The sequence below is a fragment of the Actinoallomurus sp. NPDC052308 genome (assembly GCF_040679195.1).
Classification (GTDB): domain Bacteria; phylum Actinomycetota; class Actinomycetes; order Streptosporangiales; family Streptosporangiaceae; genus Actinoallomurus; species Actinoallomurus liliacearum.
In genome coordinates, this window is the sequence record NZ_JBFAUM010000035.1 from 1 (window position 1) to 18931 (window position 18931).

An 18931-nucleotide genomic window follows, 5' to 3' on the forward strand; every position below is an offset into this window, starting at 1 on the left:
CCAACAACCTGCTCTCCAAGGTCATGATCGAGGCGGCCCATCCCGTACGGGTCCGGGGCCGCCGCCGTACCGGTGATCTCTAGGGGACCCGGACGACGAAGGTCGTCGAGGCGGCCCCCGCACTGGAGTGGACGGTCGCGGTCACGGTCGCCACGCCGGATCCGGCGGTGCGGATGACGCGGTCGCCCTCGATCTTGACCACCCGGGGGTCGTCACTGCGGTAGCTCACCCGCACCCCCGCGGGCAGCGGCGTGCTCTGGCCCTTGGTGACGTAGCCGTAGACGCTCTCGTCCTTCATCGACACCGTGAGCTGCGGGTCGATCACGGCGCCCTTGTCGAAGGTTACCCGCTGGACGATGCCCTGGGCGGCGTCCCCGGCCTGGGCCGGCTTGGCGGTGACGACCGACGGCGACGGCTTGAGGGTGCCGTCGACCTTGACGTCGGCCTTCGCCGCGACGTCCCCGCTGGAGTCGCCGAGCCGCAGCTCGTACGTGCCCGGGTCGACCACGTAGCGGTTCGACGCCTCGTCGAAGAACGCGAGCTTGGACGCCGGGAACGTCAGGTGAACCGTCTTGCTCCGGTGCGGGCCCACATCGACCTTCTGGAACGCCTCCAGCCGCTGGACCGGGCGCTCCTTGGCGGCCGGCTCGAACGGCGTGCTCGCGTACAGCTGCGGCACCGTGGTGCCCCGCGTGTCACCGTGGTTGGTGACCTTCGCGGTCGCGTGAACGGTGCCGTTCGCGTCCACCTTCTTCTCGACGTGCACGTTCGAGTAGGAGAACCGCGTGTAGCTCAGGCCGTACCCGAACGGGTACGTGACGTCCCCGTTGAAGTACATGTAGGTGCGGCCGTGACTGGTGGACGTGGGCCGGATGCCGTAGTCGCCGATCGCGGGGATCTGGCTCTGGTCCGTGTACCAGGTGAACGGCAGCCGCCCGCTCGGGTCGGTGTTGCCGAGCAGCACGTCGGCGAGCGCGGCGCCCTGCTCCTGCCCGTTGTAGGAGCTCCACAGCATCGTCGGCACCTGCGACTGGAAGCTGCCCGTGTCGACCTGACCGACGGTCTCCATGTACGCGATGGTGCGCGGGTTGCGCGCCGCGACCTGGCTGATCAGCGACGCCTGCGCGCCGGGCAGCGCCAGGGTGGTGCGGTCGACGTCCTCACGTGAGTTGCTGGAGTTCGTGCCCGCGATGACGACGACCACGTCGTACTTGTCGGCCGCCGCGACGGACGCGTCGTCGATCGTGTTCAGGGTGCTGCCGGTGACGCCGGGGTAGTAGTCGACCGTGGCGTCCGGGTTGAGCTTCTGGATCGCGGCCTTGATGCCCTGGTAGGGGTTGACCTGCTTGGCGACGCCGGAGGGGCCCTCGTAGGTGGCGTACCCGCCGAGGAAGAGCGAGGACGGGTTGGCGTAGGCGCCCATGACCGCGACCTTGTAGGAGCCCTTGGCGGGAACCTTCAGCGGCAGCAGGCCGTCCTTCGCGCCGGCGGCCGGAGAGTTCTTCAGCAGCACGAGGCTCTGCTCGGCCGCCTGCTGCGCGAGCGCGATCCGCTCCGGGGTCTGGGTGACGGCCTTGTTGGCGTCGGAGTTGACCCAGGGGGTCCCGCCCAGGCGGGCGCGGGCGTCGCGGACCCACGGAACCTGGCCCTCCTGGTCGAACTCGCCGGTCTGGATCCGTGCGGAGAACAGCCGGACGAGGGAGACGTCGACGTCGTTCTCGTTGAAGACGCCGGTCTGGGTGGTGATGTGCTTGGCGACCGCGTCCGGGACGGTGTTCCCATAGTTGTACGCGTCGCGGTAGCCGCCGTTGCAGTCCAGGTCCTCACCCGCGGTGATGGCGTAGGCCGTCCGGCCGTACTGGTCCAGCGGGGCGGACGCGCCCGGCGGCTGCCAGTGGTGGCCGCCCTGGATCTCGTACACCGCGTCGCAGTCGGAGGTGAAGTACCCGCCGAAGCCCCAGGTCTGCCGGGCCAGCGTGTCCATCAACTGGACGTTCGCGGCGGCGGGGACGCCGTTGACCCGGTTGTACGAGCTCATGATCGAGCCGGGGTTGGAGCTCTCGATGATGTTGCGGAACTGCGCGGTGTAGTACTCCCGCAGCGTCCGCTGGTCCATGTCGGACGTGCCGGTGCGGCGGTTGTACTCGCTGTTGTTGGCCGCGAAGTGCTTGAGCGTGGCCACCGCCTTGAGGTAGCCGTTCGCCGACTTCGGCAGCCTCCCGTTCTCGTCCTGGCCCTGCAGACCGTTGACGAACTGGCCGGCGAGGTCGGCGGTCAGCGTCGGGTCCTCGCTCCAGGTCTCGTCGTTGCGGCCCCAGCGCGGGTCGCGGCCGAGGTTGACGGTGGGGGAGTAGAAGTCCAGGTTCTCGGTGTTGTTCGGCATCACCTCGCGGGCCTCGTCACCGATGGCGCTCGCGACCTTGTGGACCAGGTCGGGGTTCCAGGTGCTGCCCATCGCCAGGTCGACCGGGTAGGACGTCGTGTTCGTGGCGGGAGGCGGGTTCGACGTGCTGGTGGTGATCGCGGCGACGCCGTGCGACGCCTCGTTCCACCAGCCCCACGACGCGACACCGAGCCGGGGGACCGCCGGCGCGATGTTGCTGTTCATCTGCTGGGCCTTCTCGGCCAGCGTGAGACGGCCGACCAGGTCCGCGGCGCGCTCGGCGGGCGAGTAGTGAGGGTTGAGGTAGATGGGCGTCGGCGTGCTGTCGTCCGCCGACGCGGCGGGCATGCCGGTCGCGACGACGGCGCACAGCGCCGCCCCCGTCGCGATCAGCGCGAGTGGTCTTCTTCTCACAGATACTCCCAGGACGCACGGGGTGTGTCACGACCGTTCACGCTCTGGTCACTGACACCTGGCGGGACTGTAGGAACGGCGGTTTATCAGCGTCAAGGAATAAAAAAGGCCGACAGCGGCCACCATTAATCCGGAATCCGGACGAACCTATATAGTGCCCCCATGCCGGAAGCTCCAGGGTCACTCACCTCTCTTCGGTCGCGGAACCGCCTGCTCGTCGTCGAGACCGTGCAGCGGCGCGGCCGGATCAGCAGGGTCGGCATCGCCCGGGCCACGGGCCTGTCGCGCACCACGGTCTCGAGCCTCGTCGCGGACCTGCTCGCCGAGGGCGTCCTGACCGAGGCCACCGACGGAGCCGGACACCGCGCCTCGCCCGGCGGCGGCCGCCCCGCCACCCCGCTCACGCTCAACCCGGAGAGCGGCGGCGTCCTCGGCGTCCACCTCCGCCACGCCGGGATCCGGGTGCTGTTCGCCGACCTGTCCGGCGGTGTGCTCGGCGAGCGGTACCACGAGATCGACGTCGACCACCGGCCGGACGACGCGCTCGCCTACGTCGCCGACACCGCGCTCGACCTGGTCGCGGCGGTGGGGCACGACGTCGGCCGCGTCTTCGGCATGGGCGTCGCGGTCTCCGCCCCGATGCAGTCGCAGTCGCACACGCTGCGGGCCCCCTCGGTGCTGGCCGACTGGACCGGCGTCGACATCGCCGCCCGTCTGCGAGAACGCGTCGGGCTGCCCGTGCACGTGGGCAACGACGCGAACCTCGGCGCGCTCGCCGAATGGACCTTCGGCGCCGGCCAGGGCGCCGACGACCTGATCTACGTGATGCTGTCCGACGGCGTCGGCGCGGGGCTGATCCTGGGCGGCGAGCTGTACGAGGGGGCCACCGGATCGGCCGGCGAGCTCGGGCACATCCCCGTGGTCGACGGCGGGTACGTCTGCCGGTGCGGCAACCGGGGCTGCCTTGAGACGGTGGTCGGCCTGCGCGCGCTCACCTCCGCGTTCACGCACACCCGCGGACCGGACACGACGATCGCGGACGTCGTGGCGCTGCTCGCGGCGGACGACCCCGGCGCGCAGCGCGTCACCGCGGACGCCGGGCGCATGGTCGGTCGCGCCCTGGTCGGCATCTGCGCGATGCTCGAACCGCGGCGGGTGGTCGTCGGCGGCGAGGTCGCGGCGGTCGGCCGGTCCCTGCTGGAGGGCGTCCGCGACACGCTCGCCCGGCAGCTGCCTCCATCGATCGGTCAGGAGGTCACCGTCACCGCGGGCCGCCTCGGCGATCGTGCCGAGGCGCTGGGCGCCATCGCGCTCGCCACCCACAGCACGTCGGCGCACCTGCTGACCTCCTGAGCCGTGGAGCCGTGGAGCCGAGGGCGCGGCCCGGTTTCGGTTACCGCGTGCCCGGCTTCGGTTACGGCGGTCCGGTCTCAGGTACGCCGGCTCCGGCTCCGGCTGTGGCCCCCGGACCCCGGCTGCGGCGGCCCGGATCCGGCCGCGCCGGAGCGGCCTCTACGATCGATCTGGACGATCAGGAGGTCGGCAGGATGAAGGTCTGGGTCCCGGACAAGGAGATGGCGGAGGCGCTCGCGGACGTCGCCGGGGCGGAAATCGAGGTCTACCCGGGCGGAGACGATCTCCCCGGTGACCCGGCCGAGGTGGAGTTCTACGTCCCGCCGTTCGTCCCGACGCCGCAGAGCCGCACGATCCTGGCCCGGATGCGCGGGCTGAAGGTCCTCCAGCTCCAGATCGCGGGCGTGGACGCCTTCCGGCCGCACGTTCCGCCCGGCGTCGTGCTGTGCAACGGCCGGGGCGTGCACGACGCGAGCACCGCGGAGTGGACGGTCGGAGCCATCCTCGCCGCGCAGCACGACTTCCCGCGCTTCGCGGCCGCCCAGCGGGAGGGCCGCTGGGACTGGCACATGACGGACGCGCTCGCCGACCGCACGGTGCTGATCGTCGGATACGGCTCGGTGGGCGCGGCGATCGAGCGGCGCCTGCTCCCCTTCGAGACCGAGATCGTCCGGGTGGCCCGGACGCCGCGAGAGGGCGTCCACCCGGTGAGCGCGCTGCCGGAGCTGCTGCCTCAGGCCGACGTCGTCGTGCTGATCGTGCCGTTCACCACGGAGACGACCGGTCTGGCCGACGCGGAGTTCCTCGCGCGGATGAAGGACGGCGCCCTGCTCGTGAACGCCGCCCGTGGACCCGTGGTCGACACCGACGCGCTGGTCGCGGAGGCGTCCCGGGGGCGGCTGCGCGCCGTGCTCGACGTCACCGACCCGGAGCCCCTGCCCACCGGTCACCCCCTCTGGTCCGCGCCGGGCGTCTTCATCACCCCGCACGTCGGAGGCTCGACGCCGGCCTCGCGGCGGCGCGCCGTCGCCCTGGTGCGCCGACAGCTGGAACGTCACATAGGGGACGAACCTCTACATAATGTGATAACTGGATCCTACTAATCTGGTAAAGGCTTCTGTCCAGTGGTTTTGCCGTTCCGAACGGAATTCGGACCGGGGCTTTGCCGATCGGGGGCGATCGCAGCGTGAAAGCGCCCCGAAGCGCTCGGTGTCCGATTACACAACGTCGCGAGTTGTCGCCGGGTGGACGCCCAGCCTCAATCGCTCCGTGACCTACGGACCGTACATTGAGGATCGAGGCTGACCAGAGTGACCGCCGCGTGGACGCTGCCGGAGATCCCGACGCGTCCGCGTTCGGTGCGATCCACCCGGTGGCGTCCCATCCGTGGGCCGTCACCCGTACCGGATGACACGGCATTCGACAGGCAGGTATACGCCACACCTGAGACGGCCTGGTGCCGTCGCCCGAAAAGTCATGCGTTCGGCACCCGGCGCGCGCTGTGCTCCGGAACAATCTGATCAAGAAACTTAGAGAGCGAGTAAGTGATGACCGGCGATCGGACGGAGCGGCGACGCTGGGGGATTCCGGCGGCCGCGCGGCCGTTCTACCCGGTGTTCGCGCTCGCCGTCGTCCACGCGATCGCCTTTCTGGCCGGCCGGGGGATCGACGGCGCCTGGCTCAGCGCCTGGGCGGCGGCGACCGCGGCCACCTCCCTCATGTTCGCGATGCGGCGGACGCCGCAGACCCCCGCGGGGAAGGTCGACCGGGACACCTGGCGCTGGTTCGGCCTGGCGGGGATGGCCTGGTCCGCCGGCGCGGCGGTCCAGGCGATCTCGCGGATCGTCTTCAGCCGGTCCGCGGTGGCGGTCTCCCCGGCGGACCTGTTCTTCCTGATCGCCCTGGGCACGATGACGGCGGGGTTCGTCATGCCCATCGGCCTGCCCCGCAGCGCCCGCCCCTGGCTGCGCTACCTCGCCGACACGTACGTCTGTGCCTGCGCGCTGTTCGTCGTCGCCTGGGTGGCGGTGTTCGACCGGCTCTACCGGATCTCCGGGGAGGGCTGGGCGCAGTTCCTCATCGAACTGCGCTATCCGCTGCTGGACGCCGTGCTGGTCTGCGGGCTGCTGCCGATGGCGGTCGGCGCGCTGCGCGGGCACCGCCGCTCGGCCATGGTCGCCTACTGCGCGCTGGCCGTCCTCACCGCGGCCGACGTCCTGTACGTCGTCGGCCGGCTCAACGGCCGCGGACCGTACGGCACCACCGCCGACCTGGCGCACCTGGCCGGGCTGCTCCTCCTCGGCGCGGCCCCGTGGATCCTGCGCGGGGGCCACGGTGAGGCGACCCGGCGACGGCTGGTCGGGCCCGGACTCGCGCCGAGCGCTACGGCCGCCGCCGCGGCGATCTTCGTGGCCGGGCACACGCTGACCGGCGCGCACGGCCTGCGGCCGGTCGTCCCGATCATCGCCGGCTCCGCCGTCCTCGTCGTCCTCGCCCGGCTCGGCGAACTCGTCCACGACAACGACCGGCTGCGGCACGCCGCCCGGACCAGTGAGAAGCACTTCCGGGCGCTCACCGAGAGCATCAACGACGTCGTGGTCATCTGCGGGCTCGACGGCGTCATCGAGTACGTCAGCGCGGGGGCCCAGCCGTCGTACCACTACACGGCCGAGGACCTGCTCGGCCGGTCGGTGACCGACGTCATCCACCCCGAGGACCTGCCCAGGGTGGTGGCGGCGGTACGCCGGCTGTTCCGCGAGAAGAACGACGAGGTCGTCCGCCTCGCCTGCCGGGTCCGTGCCGCCGACGGAACCTGGCTGCCCACCGAGTGCACGATCTGCCGGTACGGCTCGTCGGGCGGCGGATCCGCGGACCGGCTCCTGGTCACCGTACGGGACTTCAGCGAGCAGGCCGCGCTGCAGCGGCAGGTCACCCACCTGACCTTCCACGACGGGCTCACCGGCCTGCCGAACCGCGCCTACTTCGAAGAACGCGCCCGCGAGCTGGTGGAGCGCTCCCAGGGCACCGTCGCGGTGATCTTCGTGGACCTCGACGGTTTCACCGCCGTCAACGACTCGATCGGCCACGCCGGCGGGGACCAGGTGCTGGCGCAGGCCGCCCGCCGGTTGCGGGCCGGCGTCCTGGCCGACGACACCGTGGCCCGCTGGGGGAGCGACGAGTTCGCGGTGCTCGTGGAGAGCGCCACCGAGGTGCAGACCGTCGTCGACCTCGGCGAGCGGATCGTCCGGACGCTGGCGAGCGGGCCGTACCGCGTCGGCGACCGCAGCATCGTGCTCACCGCCAGCGTCGGCGTCGCCTTCACCGAGGACGGCATCGGCGGCCTCGAACTGATCCGCAACGCCGATGTGGCGCTGTCCCGGGCCAAGGACCTCGGCGGGGGACGGGTCGAGGTGTTCGCCGCCAAGATGCACGCCGACGTCGTACGCCGGCTCGAGCTCGGCGGCGAGCTGCAGCGCGCCCTCGCCGAGCAGCAGTTCACGGTGGAGTTCCAGCCGGTCGTCGAGCTCGGCACGTCGCGGGTCACAGGCGTCGAGGCGCTGGTGCGGTGGTGGCGCGACGGGGAGTTCGTGCCGCCCGAGGAGTTCATCGGCACCGCCGAGGAGTCGGGCCTGATGATCCCGCTCGGCAACTGGGTGCTGCGCGAGGCCTGCTGCCAGGTGGCCCGCTGGCGCGCGTCCGGCTGGGACATCGGGCTGTCGATCAATCTCCGGCCACGGGAGATCGCCGCGCCGCGGTTCGTCGAGTCGGTGGCGACCGCACTCGACGACAGCGGCCTGTGCCCCGAGATGCTCACCCTCGAGGTCGAGGAGGAGGTCCTGGTCGACGGCGGCGACGAGCTGATCGCCCGGCTGTCCGCGCTGCGCGACCTCGGCGTGCGGCTGGCCATCGACGACTTCGGCACCGGCTACGCCTCGCTGGCCTTCCTCCGGCAGTTGCCGGTCGACGTGATCAAGATCGACCCGTCGTTCGTCGCCGGCCTCGGCCGGGACGAGACCCTGACGCTCCTGACCCGCACGATCGTCCGGGTCGGCCGTGATCTCGGGCTGAGCGTCGTGGCCGAGGGCATCGAGCGACCCGAACAGCTCGAACTCCTCAAGGAGATGGGCTGCCCGCGCGGTCAGGGCTTCCTGGTCGCCCGCCCGATGGCGGCCCAGGGGGTCGAGGCGCTCGTGCGCACCAACCCGCGCGGCGAGGCGTCCATCCCCCTCCACGGGTCCGCCCTGTCCGCGGGCTGACCGTTCGCGGTCGACCGTGCGGCAGTCGGCGACGCCGCGGTCGCGTAGTTCGGCGCGAACCCGATGGATCGGGAGATCTGATCCATCGGTCTCTCACTCTCCCAATCGATCGATTGATTGGTCTGTTCGAAGCCCGTAGTCTCCGTCCATGTCTGCGCCTGAGTCCGCGGCCGACGGGAGCCGTGACCGCATCATCGCCGCCGCGACCACCCTGTTCGCCGACTACGGCTATGACGGCACCGGGACTCGCCGGATCGCCGCCGAGGCCGGGCTCAACCTGGCCACCGTCGCCTATCACGTGGGCGGCAAGGCCGACCTGTACCGCGAGGTCATGCGCCGAGCTCACGAGACCGAACAGGCGGTGCTCCACGAGGCCCTGGCGGTCTTCGCCCGCGACGCGATCGAAGATCCGGTCGCAGCCGTCACCGCCTTCGCCGAGCGCTACCTGGACTTCTGCCTGGAGCAGCCGCACATCCCGGCGCTATGGATGCGGCGTTGGCTGTCCGACGCCGCCGAGTTCGCCGATCTGGAGGAGCGCTATGCGCGGCCGCTGATCGAGACCGTGCGGGACGCGGTCGTCGCGGCGATGCCCGCGGTGCCGGAGAAGACGGCGGAAATGGCTGTTTGGACGGTGCTGTGGACCACCCACGGATTCTGCCGCTCGCCGATCCGCGATCAGGTACCTCGGTTCCGCTCCCACTTGCGGGAGCTGGCGATCAGCATGCTCGTACGGCCCCAGTCCCCTGACCTGAACCCTCATCAGGAAACGGAGAACGCTCCATGACCGCGACTCACCCGGGCCTGCCCGAGACCGGCCGGGCGGCCGCCGACCTGCTGGCCGACCTCGCGGCGCTGACCGCGGCCGACCTGCCCACTCGCGGCGAGCGTGTCTCGGCGTACGTCTACGACACCGGCCGTCCGGCGGTGCGACAGGCGGCCCACGAGGCGTATCTGGCGATGCTGGAGGTCAACGGACTGGACCCGACGGCCTTCCCGAGCGTCGTGGCCCTGGAGCGGCAGGTGATCGGGGCGACGGCCACCCGCCTCGGAGGCTCCGACGCCACCCCGGGCATCTTCACCAGCGGCGGCACCGAGTCGATCATCTTGGCGGTGAAGGCCGCCCGCGATGCCCGCTCCGACATCGCCGAGCCCGAGATCGTCGTCCCGATCACCGCGCACGCCGCGTTCCACAAGGCGGGGACGTACCTTCGCGTCCGCGTGATCGCCGTGCCGGTCGACCCGACCACCTTCAAGGCCGACCCGGAGGCCATGGCCGCCGCCTGCACCGATGCCACCGTGCTGGTGGTGGCTTCAGCGCCGTCCTACGCCCACGGCGTGATCGACCCGGTCGAGCGCATCGCCGCCGACGCCGCCGCGCGCGGCATACCGTGCCACGTCGACGCCTGTGTGGGCGGCTACCTGCTGCCCTGGCTGGCCGAAGCCGGCGCGGACGTGCCGCCGTTCGACCTGTCCGTCCCGGGTGTCACGTCGCTCACGGCCGACCTGCACAAGTACGGATACGCGCCCAAGGGCGCGTCGGTGCTGCTGTTCCGCGACGAGGCCATGCGCCGCAGCGCCTACTTCGTGTGCGCGTCCTGGCCCGGCTACCCGGTCGTCAACTCCACGGTCCAGAGCAGCAAGGGGGCCGGGCCCCTCGCAGGAGCCTGGGCCACGATGCAGGCCCTCGGCGCCGAGGGCTACCGCGAACTGGGAAGAAGCACGCTGTCCGCGACCCGGCGCCTCATCGCCGGCGTGGAGGCGATCGATGGCCTGGTCGTCCTCGGCAAGCCGGAGGCGGCCCTCGTCGCCATGGGCGCCGACCCGGCCTCGCCGCTGGACCTGTGGGCGCTGGCCGACGAGTCCCGGTCTCGTGGCTTCTTCCTCCAGCCGCAGCTCAGCGCGGCCGGCCTGCCCGCCAGTCTGCACCTGACCCTCACCGGAGCGAGTGAGCAGGGGATCGAGGAGATACTGGCGGTCCTGCGAGCGAGCGCTGACGCCGTCCGCCCGCTCGGTCCCGGTACGCCGCCGGCGGACTTGATCGCGTTGATCCACGAACTCGACTTCAGCACGTTGGACGACGCGGGGTTCGCGGCTCTCCTGCCGATGGCCGGGATCGAGGTGGGTGGGGAGTCGTCCGGCCGGATGGCCGGGGTGAACCGGCTACTGGACGCGCTGCCGGTGGAAGGGCGGGAGCTGATCGTCAACCGGTTCCTTTCCGCGCTCTACAGCCCGTATCTCGGGCAGTGAGCCGCCCAGAGGACCAGCGTCGTCGTCGGTGGAAATTTTCCATTCGATCACGGTTGCGGAAAGTTCTTGTCTCCGGCTGGGCCCTCTGAGATCGTTACGGCGACTTCACCCCGTAGCGCGGAGGCTGCCGATGAGCCTGCGAGGTCGTACCCTCGTCGCGGCGACCGTGGTCCTGGCCGGTCTTGGCACCGGACAGGCCCACGCCCAGCAACACGCCGGTCCTTCTCCCACCACCCGCCAGCAGGTCTACGCCCAGGCGGCGCAGACCTACCACGTCCCCGAGAACCTGCTGCTCGCCGTCTCGTACCTGGAGTCCCGCTGGGACGCGAACCAGGGGCGGCCGAGCACGAGCGGGGGCTTCGGGCCGATGCACCTCGTCGACGGCACGCTCGTCCCGAGCGCCGAGCACCTCGCCGGCGGCCAGGAAGATCCGCGTGGTGACACCGCGCGCCCGGCCCTGCACCCCACGGCCCCGGCGGCCGCCGCCCGGACCACGCGGACCGCCCAGACGCTGCAGGAGGCGGCCCGGATCACCGGGGACTCGCCGAACGCGCTGCGCACCGACCCCGCCGCCAACATCCGGGGCGGCGCCGCGCTGCTCGCGCGTTACCAGCGGGACCTGGGCAGGTCGCTCAGCGCCGACCCGGCCGCCTGGTACGCGGCCACGGTCCGGTACGGCGGCGGCGACTGGTTCGCCGGTCAGGTCTACGACGTGATCCGTACGGGCGCGTCCCGGACCACCGACGACGGCCAGCGGGTCGCCCTGGCCGCCGACCCGGCCGTACGGACCGAGGCCAAGGCCGCAGGCGACCCCGAGACCGAGTGCCCGAAGGACCTCGGCTGCGAGTGGCTCCCGGCGCCGTACCAGCTCCTGGACCCGAACGACCAGACGAACTACGGCAACCACGACCTGGGCGACCGGCCGAAGAGCCAGAAGATCGACTACATCGTCATCCACGACACCGAGGGCTACTACCCCAACGACGTCCAGATGGTGCAGGACCCGACGTACCTGGGCTGGAACTACACCGTCCGGTCCGCCGACGGGCACGTGGCCCAGCACCTCAAGGCCAAGGACGTCGGCTGGCAGGCCGGCAACTGGTACATCAACTCCAAGTCCATCGGCATCGAGCACGAGGGCTTCCTGGCCCAGGGCGGCACCTGGTACACCGAGGCGATGTACCGCAGCTCGTCGGAGCTGGTGCGCTACCTCGCCCGGAGGTTCCAGATCCCGCTGGACCGGGCGCACATCATCGGTCACGACAACGTTCCGGGGACCACCCCGAGCGGCGTGTCGGGCATGCACGAGGACCCCGGCCCGTACTGGGACTGGGCGCACTACTTCGACCTGCTGCACCGGCCGCTGCACGCGACCGCCGGCAAGAACTCCGGCGAGGTGATGATCCTCCCCGACTACGACAAGAACGTCGTGCCGTACACCGGCTGTGACAGCAAGAACCCGTCGGCGCTCTGCCCGCCGCACGGCGGCGGCTCGATCATGCTGCGCACCGAGCCCAGTGACGACGCGCCGCTGGTCAAGGACATCGGCAAGCACCCGACGACCGGCGGGACCGCGACGATGAGCGTGTACGACCACAGCGCGCGCGCGGCCACCGGCCAGAAGTACGCCGTGGCGGACCGGCAGGGCGACTGGACGGCGATCTGGTACCTCGGCCAGAAGGCGTGGTTCCACAACCCCGCGCAGCAGCGCACGGCCGTGGGCGTCCGCGGCCTGGTCGCCGTGGCCAAGCCGGGGGCGACGTCGGTCCCGGTCTACGGCCGCGCCTACCCGGAGCCGGAGGCCTACCCGGCCGGCGTCCCCGTCCAGAGCCTCACGCCCATGCAGTACACCTTCGCCGCGGGACAGGCGTACGCCGTCGTCGGCTCCGAGCGCGGGGAGTACTACTACGCGAAGAACTTCGACCGGTCGGGTTCGACGGTCGTCAGGGGCGAGCTGAAGTACTACGAGATCCAGTTCGGCCACCGGGTCTACTTCGTCAAGGCGGACGACGTCGACCTCAAGCCGGTCTGGTAGCGGTCCTCAGGTCCGCGCCCACTTCGGGAGCCACGCATCGGGCCCCGAGGTGGGCGCGGCCGTCTCGGGCAGGTGGTCGCGCAGCGTTCCCAGCGCGGGGTGGCGATTGACCGAGTGCCACGCCAGCGACCACGGGTAGATGGGCGTCGGGCGGCGGATCGGAATCCGCCGCAGTTCGTGCCGCTGGGGCCACGCGATGCGCATCCGCGGGCCGATGAAGGTCGTCAGGGTCGCCGAGTCGGTGATGGTGTCGAGCAGGTGCTCCATCCCGAAGTCGGGCCCCGTCGCGTCGATGCCGATCCGGAAGTCCTCGGCCATCGCCTCGTAGTAGTCGCCCCACTCGGTGCCCACGACGATGCCGGGCACCCACACCCGGTACGCCGCGAGGTCGACCAGGCGGATCTCGCGGGCGGTGGCGAGCGGGTGCCGGGGCCCCACCAGCAGTTCCAGCGGCTCGTCGTGGACGCGTCGATGGGAGATCACGGCCGGCAGGGCGCTCGCGTCGCGGACACAGCAGAACGCCGCGTCGATCGAGCCGTCGAGGAGCGCGTCGAAGGCCGCCTGCGCCCCGCCGAGATCGACGAGGTCGATCTCCACCTCGGGGTGGCGCCGGTGAAAGTCCAGCACGAGATCGGCGGAGACCAGGCGCCGCCTGAGAACGTCGACGCGGAGGGCGCGCCGGTCCGGCTGGACGGACTCGACGGCGCCCCGCACCGCCAGGAGCACCGCCTTGGCGTGCGGCAGGAAGGCGCGGCCGTCCACGGTGAGCTCCGCTCCGTGCCCGCCCCGGGTGAACAGCGGCACGCCGAGGAACCGCTCCAGCGCGGCGATCCGCTTCGACACGGCCTGCTGGGTGACGCGAAGCTCGGCGGCCGCGTCCTGGAACCGGCCGTGTTCGGCGATGAGGACGAACGCCCGGACCGCTTCGATGTTCACCGAACGGAGCGTACAACCGCCGGTTCTGCCGACGACCGCACGGTTGTTTGTGGCATGGCGGTCCGCGGGTGTTGGATCGCTGGCGGTCGGCGAGGGCCTGCGGCGAGGGGAGTACGGGATGGCACGGGGCGAGGGGCTGGGACGGGACTTCGCGTGGCTGTGGCGCGCCTTCGCGGTCAGCACGCTGGGCACGTGGTTCGCGTTCGACGCCTTGCCCATCCTCGCCGTCCGGGTCGTCCACGCGAGCGCCGCGCAGGTGTCCCTCCTCGCCGCGGCCGGTGGAGCGGCCGCGGCGGCGCTCGCGGTCCCACTGGGGCCCTGGGTGGAGTACCGGCCGAAACGGCGGCTGATGATCCGGGCCGACCTGGTCCGGTTCCTCGCGCTCCTCACCGTGCCGATCGCGTACGCGACGGGAACGCTGTCCTACCTTCAACTGGTGTGCGTGGCCGTGGTCGTCGCCGTGGCCGACATCGTCTTCACCGCGGCCGCCGGCGCGAACCTCAAGGCGCTGGTGCCCAGACGGGACCTGCTGGAGGCCAACCGCCGCTTCGAGACCGTCTCGTGGGTCTCGACGGCCATCGGTCCTCCGGCGGGCGGGGCGCTCATCGGAGTGCTCGGCCCCGTCGTGACGGTCGTCCTCGACGCGGTCAGCTACCTGCTGTCGGCGCTGGGGATCCGCACCATCTCCAAGTCCGAGCCCGCGCCTCCCGCCCGGACGGGGAGCGGGTCGCGCCTGGCCGAGATCGGGGAGGGCTGGCGGGCGATCGCCGCCGACCGGGAACTGCGGCTGTTGTTCGCCAACAACGCGCTCGTCGGGGCGCTGATCATGGCGACGGGCCCGCTGCTGATGTACCTCATGCTGCACGACCTGAGGTTCAGCACGCTGGAGTACGGGCTCGCGTTCGGCGTGCCCTGTCTGGGCGGCATCCTGGGCGCCAGGCTGGCCGTGCCGCTGACCCGCCGGTACGGGCAGCGGAGGATCCTGCTCGGCTTCGGCGTCGCGAGGGCCGTCTGGCTCGTAGGACTCTCCTTCACCGGGCCGGGCACGGCCGGCCTCCTCGTCGTGATGGCGACGGAACTGGGGATCATCACGTGCATGGGGGTGTACAACCCCGTCATGGCCACGCGCCGTCTCGAACGGACCGCCGACGACAGGCTGGCCCGCGTCCTCACCACCTGGCGGGCCGGCTCCCGTACGGCCACCGCGGGGGCGACCGCCCTGTGGGGCGCCCTGGCCGGCCTGACGAGCGCCCGGACCGCCATCGCCACGGCGGGCGTCCTACTGATCGCGACCTCGATCCTCCTGCCGTGGCGCGCGGGGGAGGAGCCTCCCGTCCAGGGCGCCGAGGGTCACGACCCGGCGGGTGTCGCGGGTGCGGCGCAGAGACAGCAGGCCTCGGCGAAGACGCGCACGGCCTCCCGGTAGTCGCCGGCCCGCCAGACGACCGCGAGCTCGCCGGGGGACAGGCCGCTGACCGGCCGGTAGACGATGTCGTCGCGGCGGTGGATCTCGGCGTTGCCCGCCGCGAGCAGCACGACGCCGAGACCGGACGCGACCGCCTCGAACGTCTCGTCGGCGGTCTCCACGGCTGCGGTGACCCGGGGCGGCGTCGCCCGGTGGTCCTCGGCGAGCCAGAACCCGCGCAGCGCCCCCGCCTCGGGCGGGAGGGCGATGAACGGCTCGTCGACGAGGTCCGCGAACGGCACGACCCGCAGCGCCGCCAGCCGGTGACCGGCCGGCAGCGCGACCCACCGGTCCTCCCGGGTGATCACCTTCCAGGCGAAGGCGTCCTCCGGCACCGGCAGCCACGCGACGGCGACGTCGACGCCGCCGTTCGCCAGTCCGGCCGTGGGGTCGGACCAGGCGACCTGGCGGAACCGCAGGCGCCAGCCGGGCAGGAGGCGGGCCATCGTCGCCCGCACGGCGGGGATCAGCCCGCGGCCGATGCTCGTCTGGAAGCCCACCGTCAGGACGGCCTCCTGCGCGGACGCGGCGTCGGCCACCGTGTTCCGGGCCTGCTCCCACTCCTCGATGAGCCGCCGGGCGTGGGGGAGCAGGGCGCTGCCCGCCGGGGCCAGCGCGACCGACCGCCGGTCCCGTACGAAGAGCGGGGTCCTGAGCTCCAGCTCCAGGCGGTGGATCTGCTTGCTCAGCGCCGGCTGGGAGACGAAGAGCCGCTCGGTCGCGGCCCGGGTGAAGCTGAGCTCCTCCGCGACGGCGACGAAGTACCGCAGATCCCGCAGGTGGACGTCCATAGCCAGAGGTTATGACAGCAGGTCTTGGACGGCCGGAGGGATCCTCCGGAAGCCTGTGGGCGAGGACGCGGCCGGTGGGCCGTGGCGAAACCGGGGGCGCCGCCCCCTGTTCGAGCAGGAGTGACATGCGAGCCGTTGTTCATGATCCCGAGGCCTCGGCCGGCCTGAGCCTGAGGACCGTCCCGGACCCCGTCCCGCGCCGGGATCAGGCGCTGATCGAGGTCCGCGCCGCCTCGCTCAACTTCGTGGACATCGGGTTCCCGGCCGACCGGGGCCGGCCGTGGAGCGTTCCGGGAATGGACGCCGCAGGGGTGGTGGTCGAGGCGGCGGCCGACGGCTCCGGCCCGCCGCCCGGCACCCGTGTCGCGAGCTTCGGCTGGGAGGCGGGCGCCTGGGCCGAGCTTCGCGCCGCCGACACGGCGGACCTCGCCGTCGTCCCCGACGCCGTCGACCTAGGGGCCGCGAGCGCGCTCCCGGCCGCGGGCGTCACCGCGCTGCGCGCGCTGCGGGCGCTCGGCCCGGTGGTCGGCCGCAGGGTGCTCGTCACCGGGGCGTCGGGCGGCGTCGGCCGGTTCGCCGTCCAACTCGCCGCCCGCGCCGGCGCGTACGTCATCGCGGCCGTGGGCGGACCGGACCGCGCCGCGGGACTGCGCGAGCTCGGCGCCGACGAGGTCGTGACCGACCTGCGGGACGTCACCGCGCCGGTCTTCGGGGTGCTGGAGAACGTGGGCGGCGCGCTCCTCGCCGAGGCCTTCGGCCTGGTGGAGCCCGGCGGATGCGCGCAGAGCATCGGCATGGCCTCCCGCGAGCCGACGACCATCGACTTCGAACAGGAGCGTCTGGCCGGCGGGCGGAAGCGGCTGGAGCCCTTCAACGTCGGCCGGGAGGCGTTCGGCCCCGACCTCGCCTACCTGGTCGATCTCCTCGCCCAAGGCGCGCTCGACCCGCAGATCGGCTGGCGCGGGTCCTGGGAACGCGCTCCCGAAGCCGCTGAGGCACTCCTCGCCCGGCGGGTGCGGGGCAAGGCCGTGCTCGACATCGGATCCGCGTAGCCAGGCCGACGGGTCGTCAGTGCTCCTCCTCGTTCTTCTCGATGACCAGGTCGGCGATCTCCGCCAGCAGGGTGACCTGACCGGGCGTGAGATGGTCCAGGAAGTAACGCCGGACGTCCTCCACGTGACGTGGTGCGGCGGCGGTGATCGCCGACCGGCCCGCGGGGGTGACGACCACGAACGCCCCACGCCGGTCGTCCGCGCATTCCTCGCGGGCGACCAGGCCGCGCTTCACCATGCGGGCGAGGTGGTGCGACACTCTGCTCTTCTCCCAACCCAGGAGCTGAGCGAGCTCCTGGATGCGCAGCCGGTCGTCGGGCGCCCGGGTCAGCTCGGCCAGAACCGTGTAGTCGGTGGCGGACAGCCCGAATCCCTCCTGCATCGACCGGCCGGCCCGGTTGACCAGCAGATCGTGCATCCGCAACAGGCCGCGCCACGCTCGTTCCTCGGTCATCGTCAGCCAGCGGGCTTCTGCGCTCATGAGCCCACCGTACGGGGAAGTTGACGTGTCACGCACTGTCTTCCGGGGGGAGCGTCCATCACCGGGCCCGCGCGAGTGTCGTGCGGGCCGTGGCGCGGGCCGGGCGGGCCGGGCGGGCCGGATGTCGGCCGGCCCGGCCGCCGCGGTCAGACCTGGGCGGCGCCGCCGTCGACGTAGAGCTCGGTGCCGGTGACGAAGCTGCTCTCGGACGAGGCGAGGAAGACGGCGGCGGAGGCGACCTCCTCCGGCCGGCCCATGCGGCCCAGGGGCACGGTGCTAGCCAGGTGGCCCCGTAGCTGCGCGGCCTGCTCGTCGTCGGGGGCGAGCCCGTCGATGCCGGGAGTCTGGATCGGGCCCGGGGCGATGGTGTTGACGCGGATGCCGCGGCTCTTGAGCTCGTTGGCCCAGGTGCGCGCGAAGGACCGCACCGCCGCCTTGGAAGCGCCATAGACGCCGAACGCCTCGCTGCCCGCCGTCCCCGCGATGGATCCGGTCAGGATCACCGACGCGCCGTCGTTCAGCAGCGGCAGCGCCTTCTGGACGGTGAACAGCACACCCTTGACGTTCGTGCCGAACGTCGCGTCGAAGTGCTCCTCGGTGACCTGTTCGAGCGTCGCGAACTCACCGCCGCCGGCGTTGGCGAACAGGACGTCGATGCGCAGTCCCTGGTCGGCGACGGTCGCGTAGAGGCGGTCCAGGTCCGCCAGGTCGGCGCTGTCGGCCTGGACCGTGGTCACCGGCCCCCCGATGGCGGCGGCGGCCTCGTCCAGGGCCTCCTTGCGGCGCCCGGTGATGATGACGCGGGCGCCCTCCTGCGCGAACCGGCGGGCCGCGGCCAGTCCGATGCCGCTGGTGCCGCCCGTGACGACGGCGGTCTTTCCGTCGAGCTGTCCCATGGTTCTCTCCTGTTCCGAAGTCGACCCGGTCCGGGTCGTTCAACTTTCAATTAACGTACGCGTGGTTAGGTGACGTGTCAACTAACTCGCATCCCCGACGAACGGGCAGTTCGCACTGTTCAGTTCAAACTGGACAGTTTGGACTGAAGGTTCTAGCGTGGTCGGCATGACAGAGATCGATTCGGTCGTCTCCGAATCGGCCGTCCGCGCGGCGCGCGAGGTCCGCGTGGTGGTCGGCCGCCTGCGCCGGCGGTTCAGGGAGACCTACGACACGGAGGGGCTCACTCCGTCCCAGACGTCCGTGCTGAGCAGGATCAGCAAAGAAGGGCCGGCGTCGACGAGCGACCTGGCCGCCGCCGAGCGCGTCCGGCCGCAGTCGATGGCCGCCACGCTGGCGGTGCTGGTGGAGCGCGGCCTGGTCGAGCGCCGGCCGGACCCGGGCGACGGCCGCCGGCAGTTGCTCTCGGTGAGCGAGGCCGGCCAGGTGTACCTGGAGGACAAGCGGCGCGCGGGCGAGGAGTGGCTGGCCCGCTCCCTCCAGGACCACTACACCGAGGACGAACGGCAGACCGTGCTCGAGGCGCTGGCCCTGCTGGACCGGCTCACGCGCCAATGACCGAGC

At 71.9% G+C, this 18931-nt stretch carries 14 protein-coding genes; 9 read left to right on the plus strand and 5 right to left on the minus strand.

Translation table 11 applies throughout. The annotated features are described in order from the left end of the window. Nucleotides 1-79: 79 nt before the first annotated feature. Complete coding sequence (locus tag AB0L00_RS40740; RefSeq protein ID WP_364443018.1) at nt 80-2797, minus strand: glycoside hydrolase family 3 C-terminal domain-containing protein; 2718 nt, start codon at nt 2795-2797, stop codon at nt 80-82. A 162-nt stretch (nt 2798-2959) separates the two neighbouring features. On the opposite strand from AB0L00_RS40740, the gene AB0L00_RS40745 reads away from it, so the two are divergent. The 6 genes from AB0L00_RS40745 to AB0L00_RS40770 all read left to right on the plus strand — a co-directional run bounded on the left by AB0L00_RS40745 (nt 2960) and on the right by AB0L00_RS40770 (nt 12688). Continuing rightward, on the plus strand, nt 2960-4150 hold the full coding sequence (locus AB0L00_RS40745) for an ROK family transcriptional regulator (RefSeq protein ID WP_364443019.1): 1191 nt from the start codon (nt 2960-2962) through the stop codon (nt 4148-4150). 194 nt (nt 4151-4344) lie between these two features. Continuing rightward, the gene (locus tag AB0L00_RS40750; RefSeq protein ID WP_364443020.1) at nt 4345-5253 is read left to right on the plus strand and encodes a 2-hydroxyacid dehydrogenase; all 909 of its coding nucleotides are present in this window, start codon (nt 4345-4347) and stop codon (nt 5251-5253) included. Between the two features lie 444 nt (nt 5254-5697). After that, entirely contained in the window at nt 5698-8406 is a 2709-nt protein-coding gene (locus AB0L00_RS40755; protein WP_364443021.1) for a bifunctional diguanylate cyclase/phosphodiesterase, read from the plus strand. Between the two features lie 148 nt (nt 8407-8554). Then, on the plus strand, nt 8555-9190 hold the full coding sequence (locus AB0L00_RS40760) for a TetR/AcrR family transcriptional regulator (RefSeq protein WP_364443022.1): 636 nt from the start codon (nt 8555-8557) through the stop codon (nt 9188-9190). Further along, nucleotides 9187-10653 (plus strand): aminotransferase class V-fold PLP-dependent enzyme, encoded by a 1467-nt coding sequence (locus tag AB0L00_RS40765; protein WP_364443023.1) that lies wholly within the window; start codon nt 9187-9189, stop codon nt 10651-10653. Before AB0L00_RS40760 ends, AB0L00_RS40765 begins: the two co-directional genes overlap by 4 nt. Before the next feature lie 130 nt (nt 10654-10783). Next, nucleotides 10784-12688, plus strand: coding sequence for a peptidoglycan recognition family protein (locus AB0L00_RS40770; RefSeq protein ID WP_364443025.1), 1905 nt, complete (start codon nt 10784-10786; stop codon nt 12686-12688). A 6-nt stretch (nt 12689-12694) separates the two neighbouring features. Here the strand turns inward: AB0L00_RS40770 and AB0L00_RS40775 are convergent, their stop codons facing one another. Further along, nucleotides 12695-13624: a LysR family transcriptional regulator gene (locus AB0L00_RS40775; protein ID WP_364443026.1), complete on the minus strand. Its 930-nt coding sequence runs from the start codon at nt 13622-13624 to the stop codon at nt 12695-12697. Between the two features lie 118 nt (nt 13625-13742). Between AB0L00_RS40775 and AB0L00_RS40780 the strand changes: the two genes are divergently transcribed. Beyond that, complete coding sequence (locus AB0L00_RS40780; RefSeq protein WP_364443028.1) at nt 13743-15050, plus strand: MFS transporter; 1308 nt, start codon at nt 13743-13745, stop codon at nt 15048-15050. Here the strand turns inward: AB0L00_RS40780 and AB0L00_RS40785 are convergent. Then, on the minus strand, nt 14975-15880 hold the full coding sequence (locus tag AB0L00_RS40785) for a LysR substrate-binding domain-containing protein (RefSeq protein ID WP_364443029.1): 906 nt from the start codon (nt 15878-15880) through the stop codon (nt 14975-14977). The genes AB0L00_RS40780 and AB0L00_RS40785 overlap by 76 nt on opposite strands. 125 nt (nt 15881-16005) lie before the next feature. Between AB0L00_RS40785 and AB0L00_RS40790 the strand changes: the two genes are divergently transcribed. Next, nucleotides 16006-16932 (plus strand): zinc-binding dehydrogenase, encoded by a 927-nt coding sequence (locus tag AB0L00_RS40790; protein ID WP_364443031.1) that lies wholly within the window; start codon nt 16006-16008, stop codon nt 16930-16932. A gap of 16 nt (nt 16933-16948) precedes the next feature. On the opposite strand, the gene AB0L00_RS40795 is transcribed toward AB0L00_RS40790, so the two are convergent. Further along, complete coding sequence (locus AB0L00_RS40795) at nt 16949-17413, minus strand: MarR family transcriptional regulator (RefSeq protein WP_364443033.1); 465 nt, start codon at nt 17411-17413, stop codon at nt 16949-16951. 146 nt (nt 17414-17559) lie between these two features. Beyond that, complete coding sequence (locus AB0L00_RS40800; RefSeq protein ID WP_364443034.1) at nt 17560-18309, minus strand: glucose 1-dehydrogenase; 750 nt, start codon at nt 18307-18309, stop codon at nt 17560-17562. Nucleotides 18310-18475: 166 nt separating this feature from the next. Here AB0L00_RS40800 and AB0L00_RS40805 point away from each other — a divergent pair, with 166 nt between their 5' ends. Further along, on the plus strand, nt 18476-18925 hold the full coding sequence (locus tag AB0L00_RS40805) for a MarR family transcriptional regulator (protein ID WP_364443036.1): 450 nt from the start codon (nt 18476-18478) through the stop codon (nt 18923-18925). Nucleotides 18926-18931 lie beyond the last annotated feature (6 nt).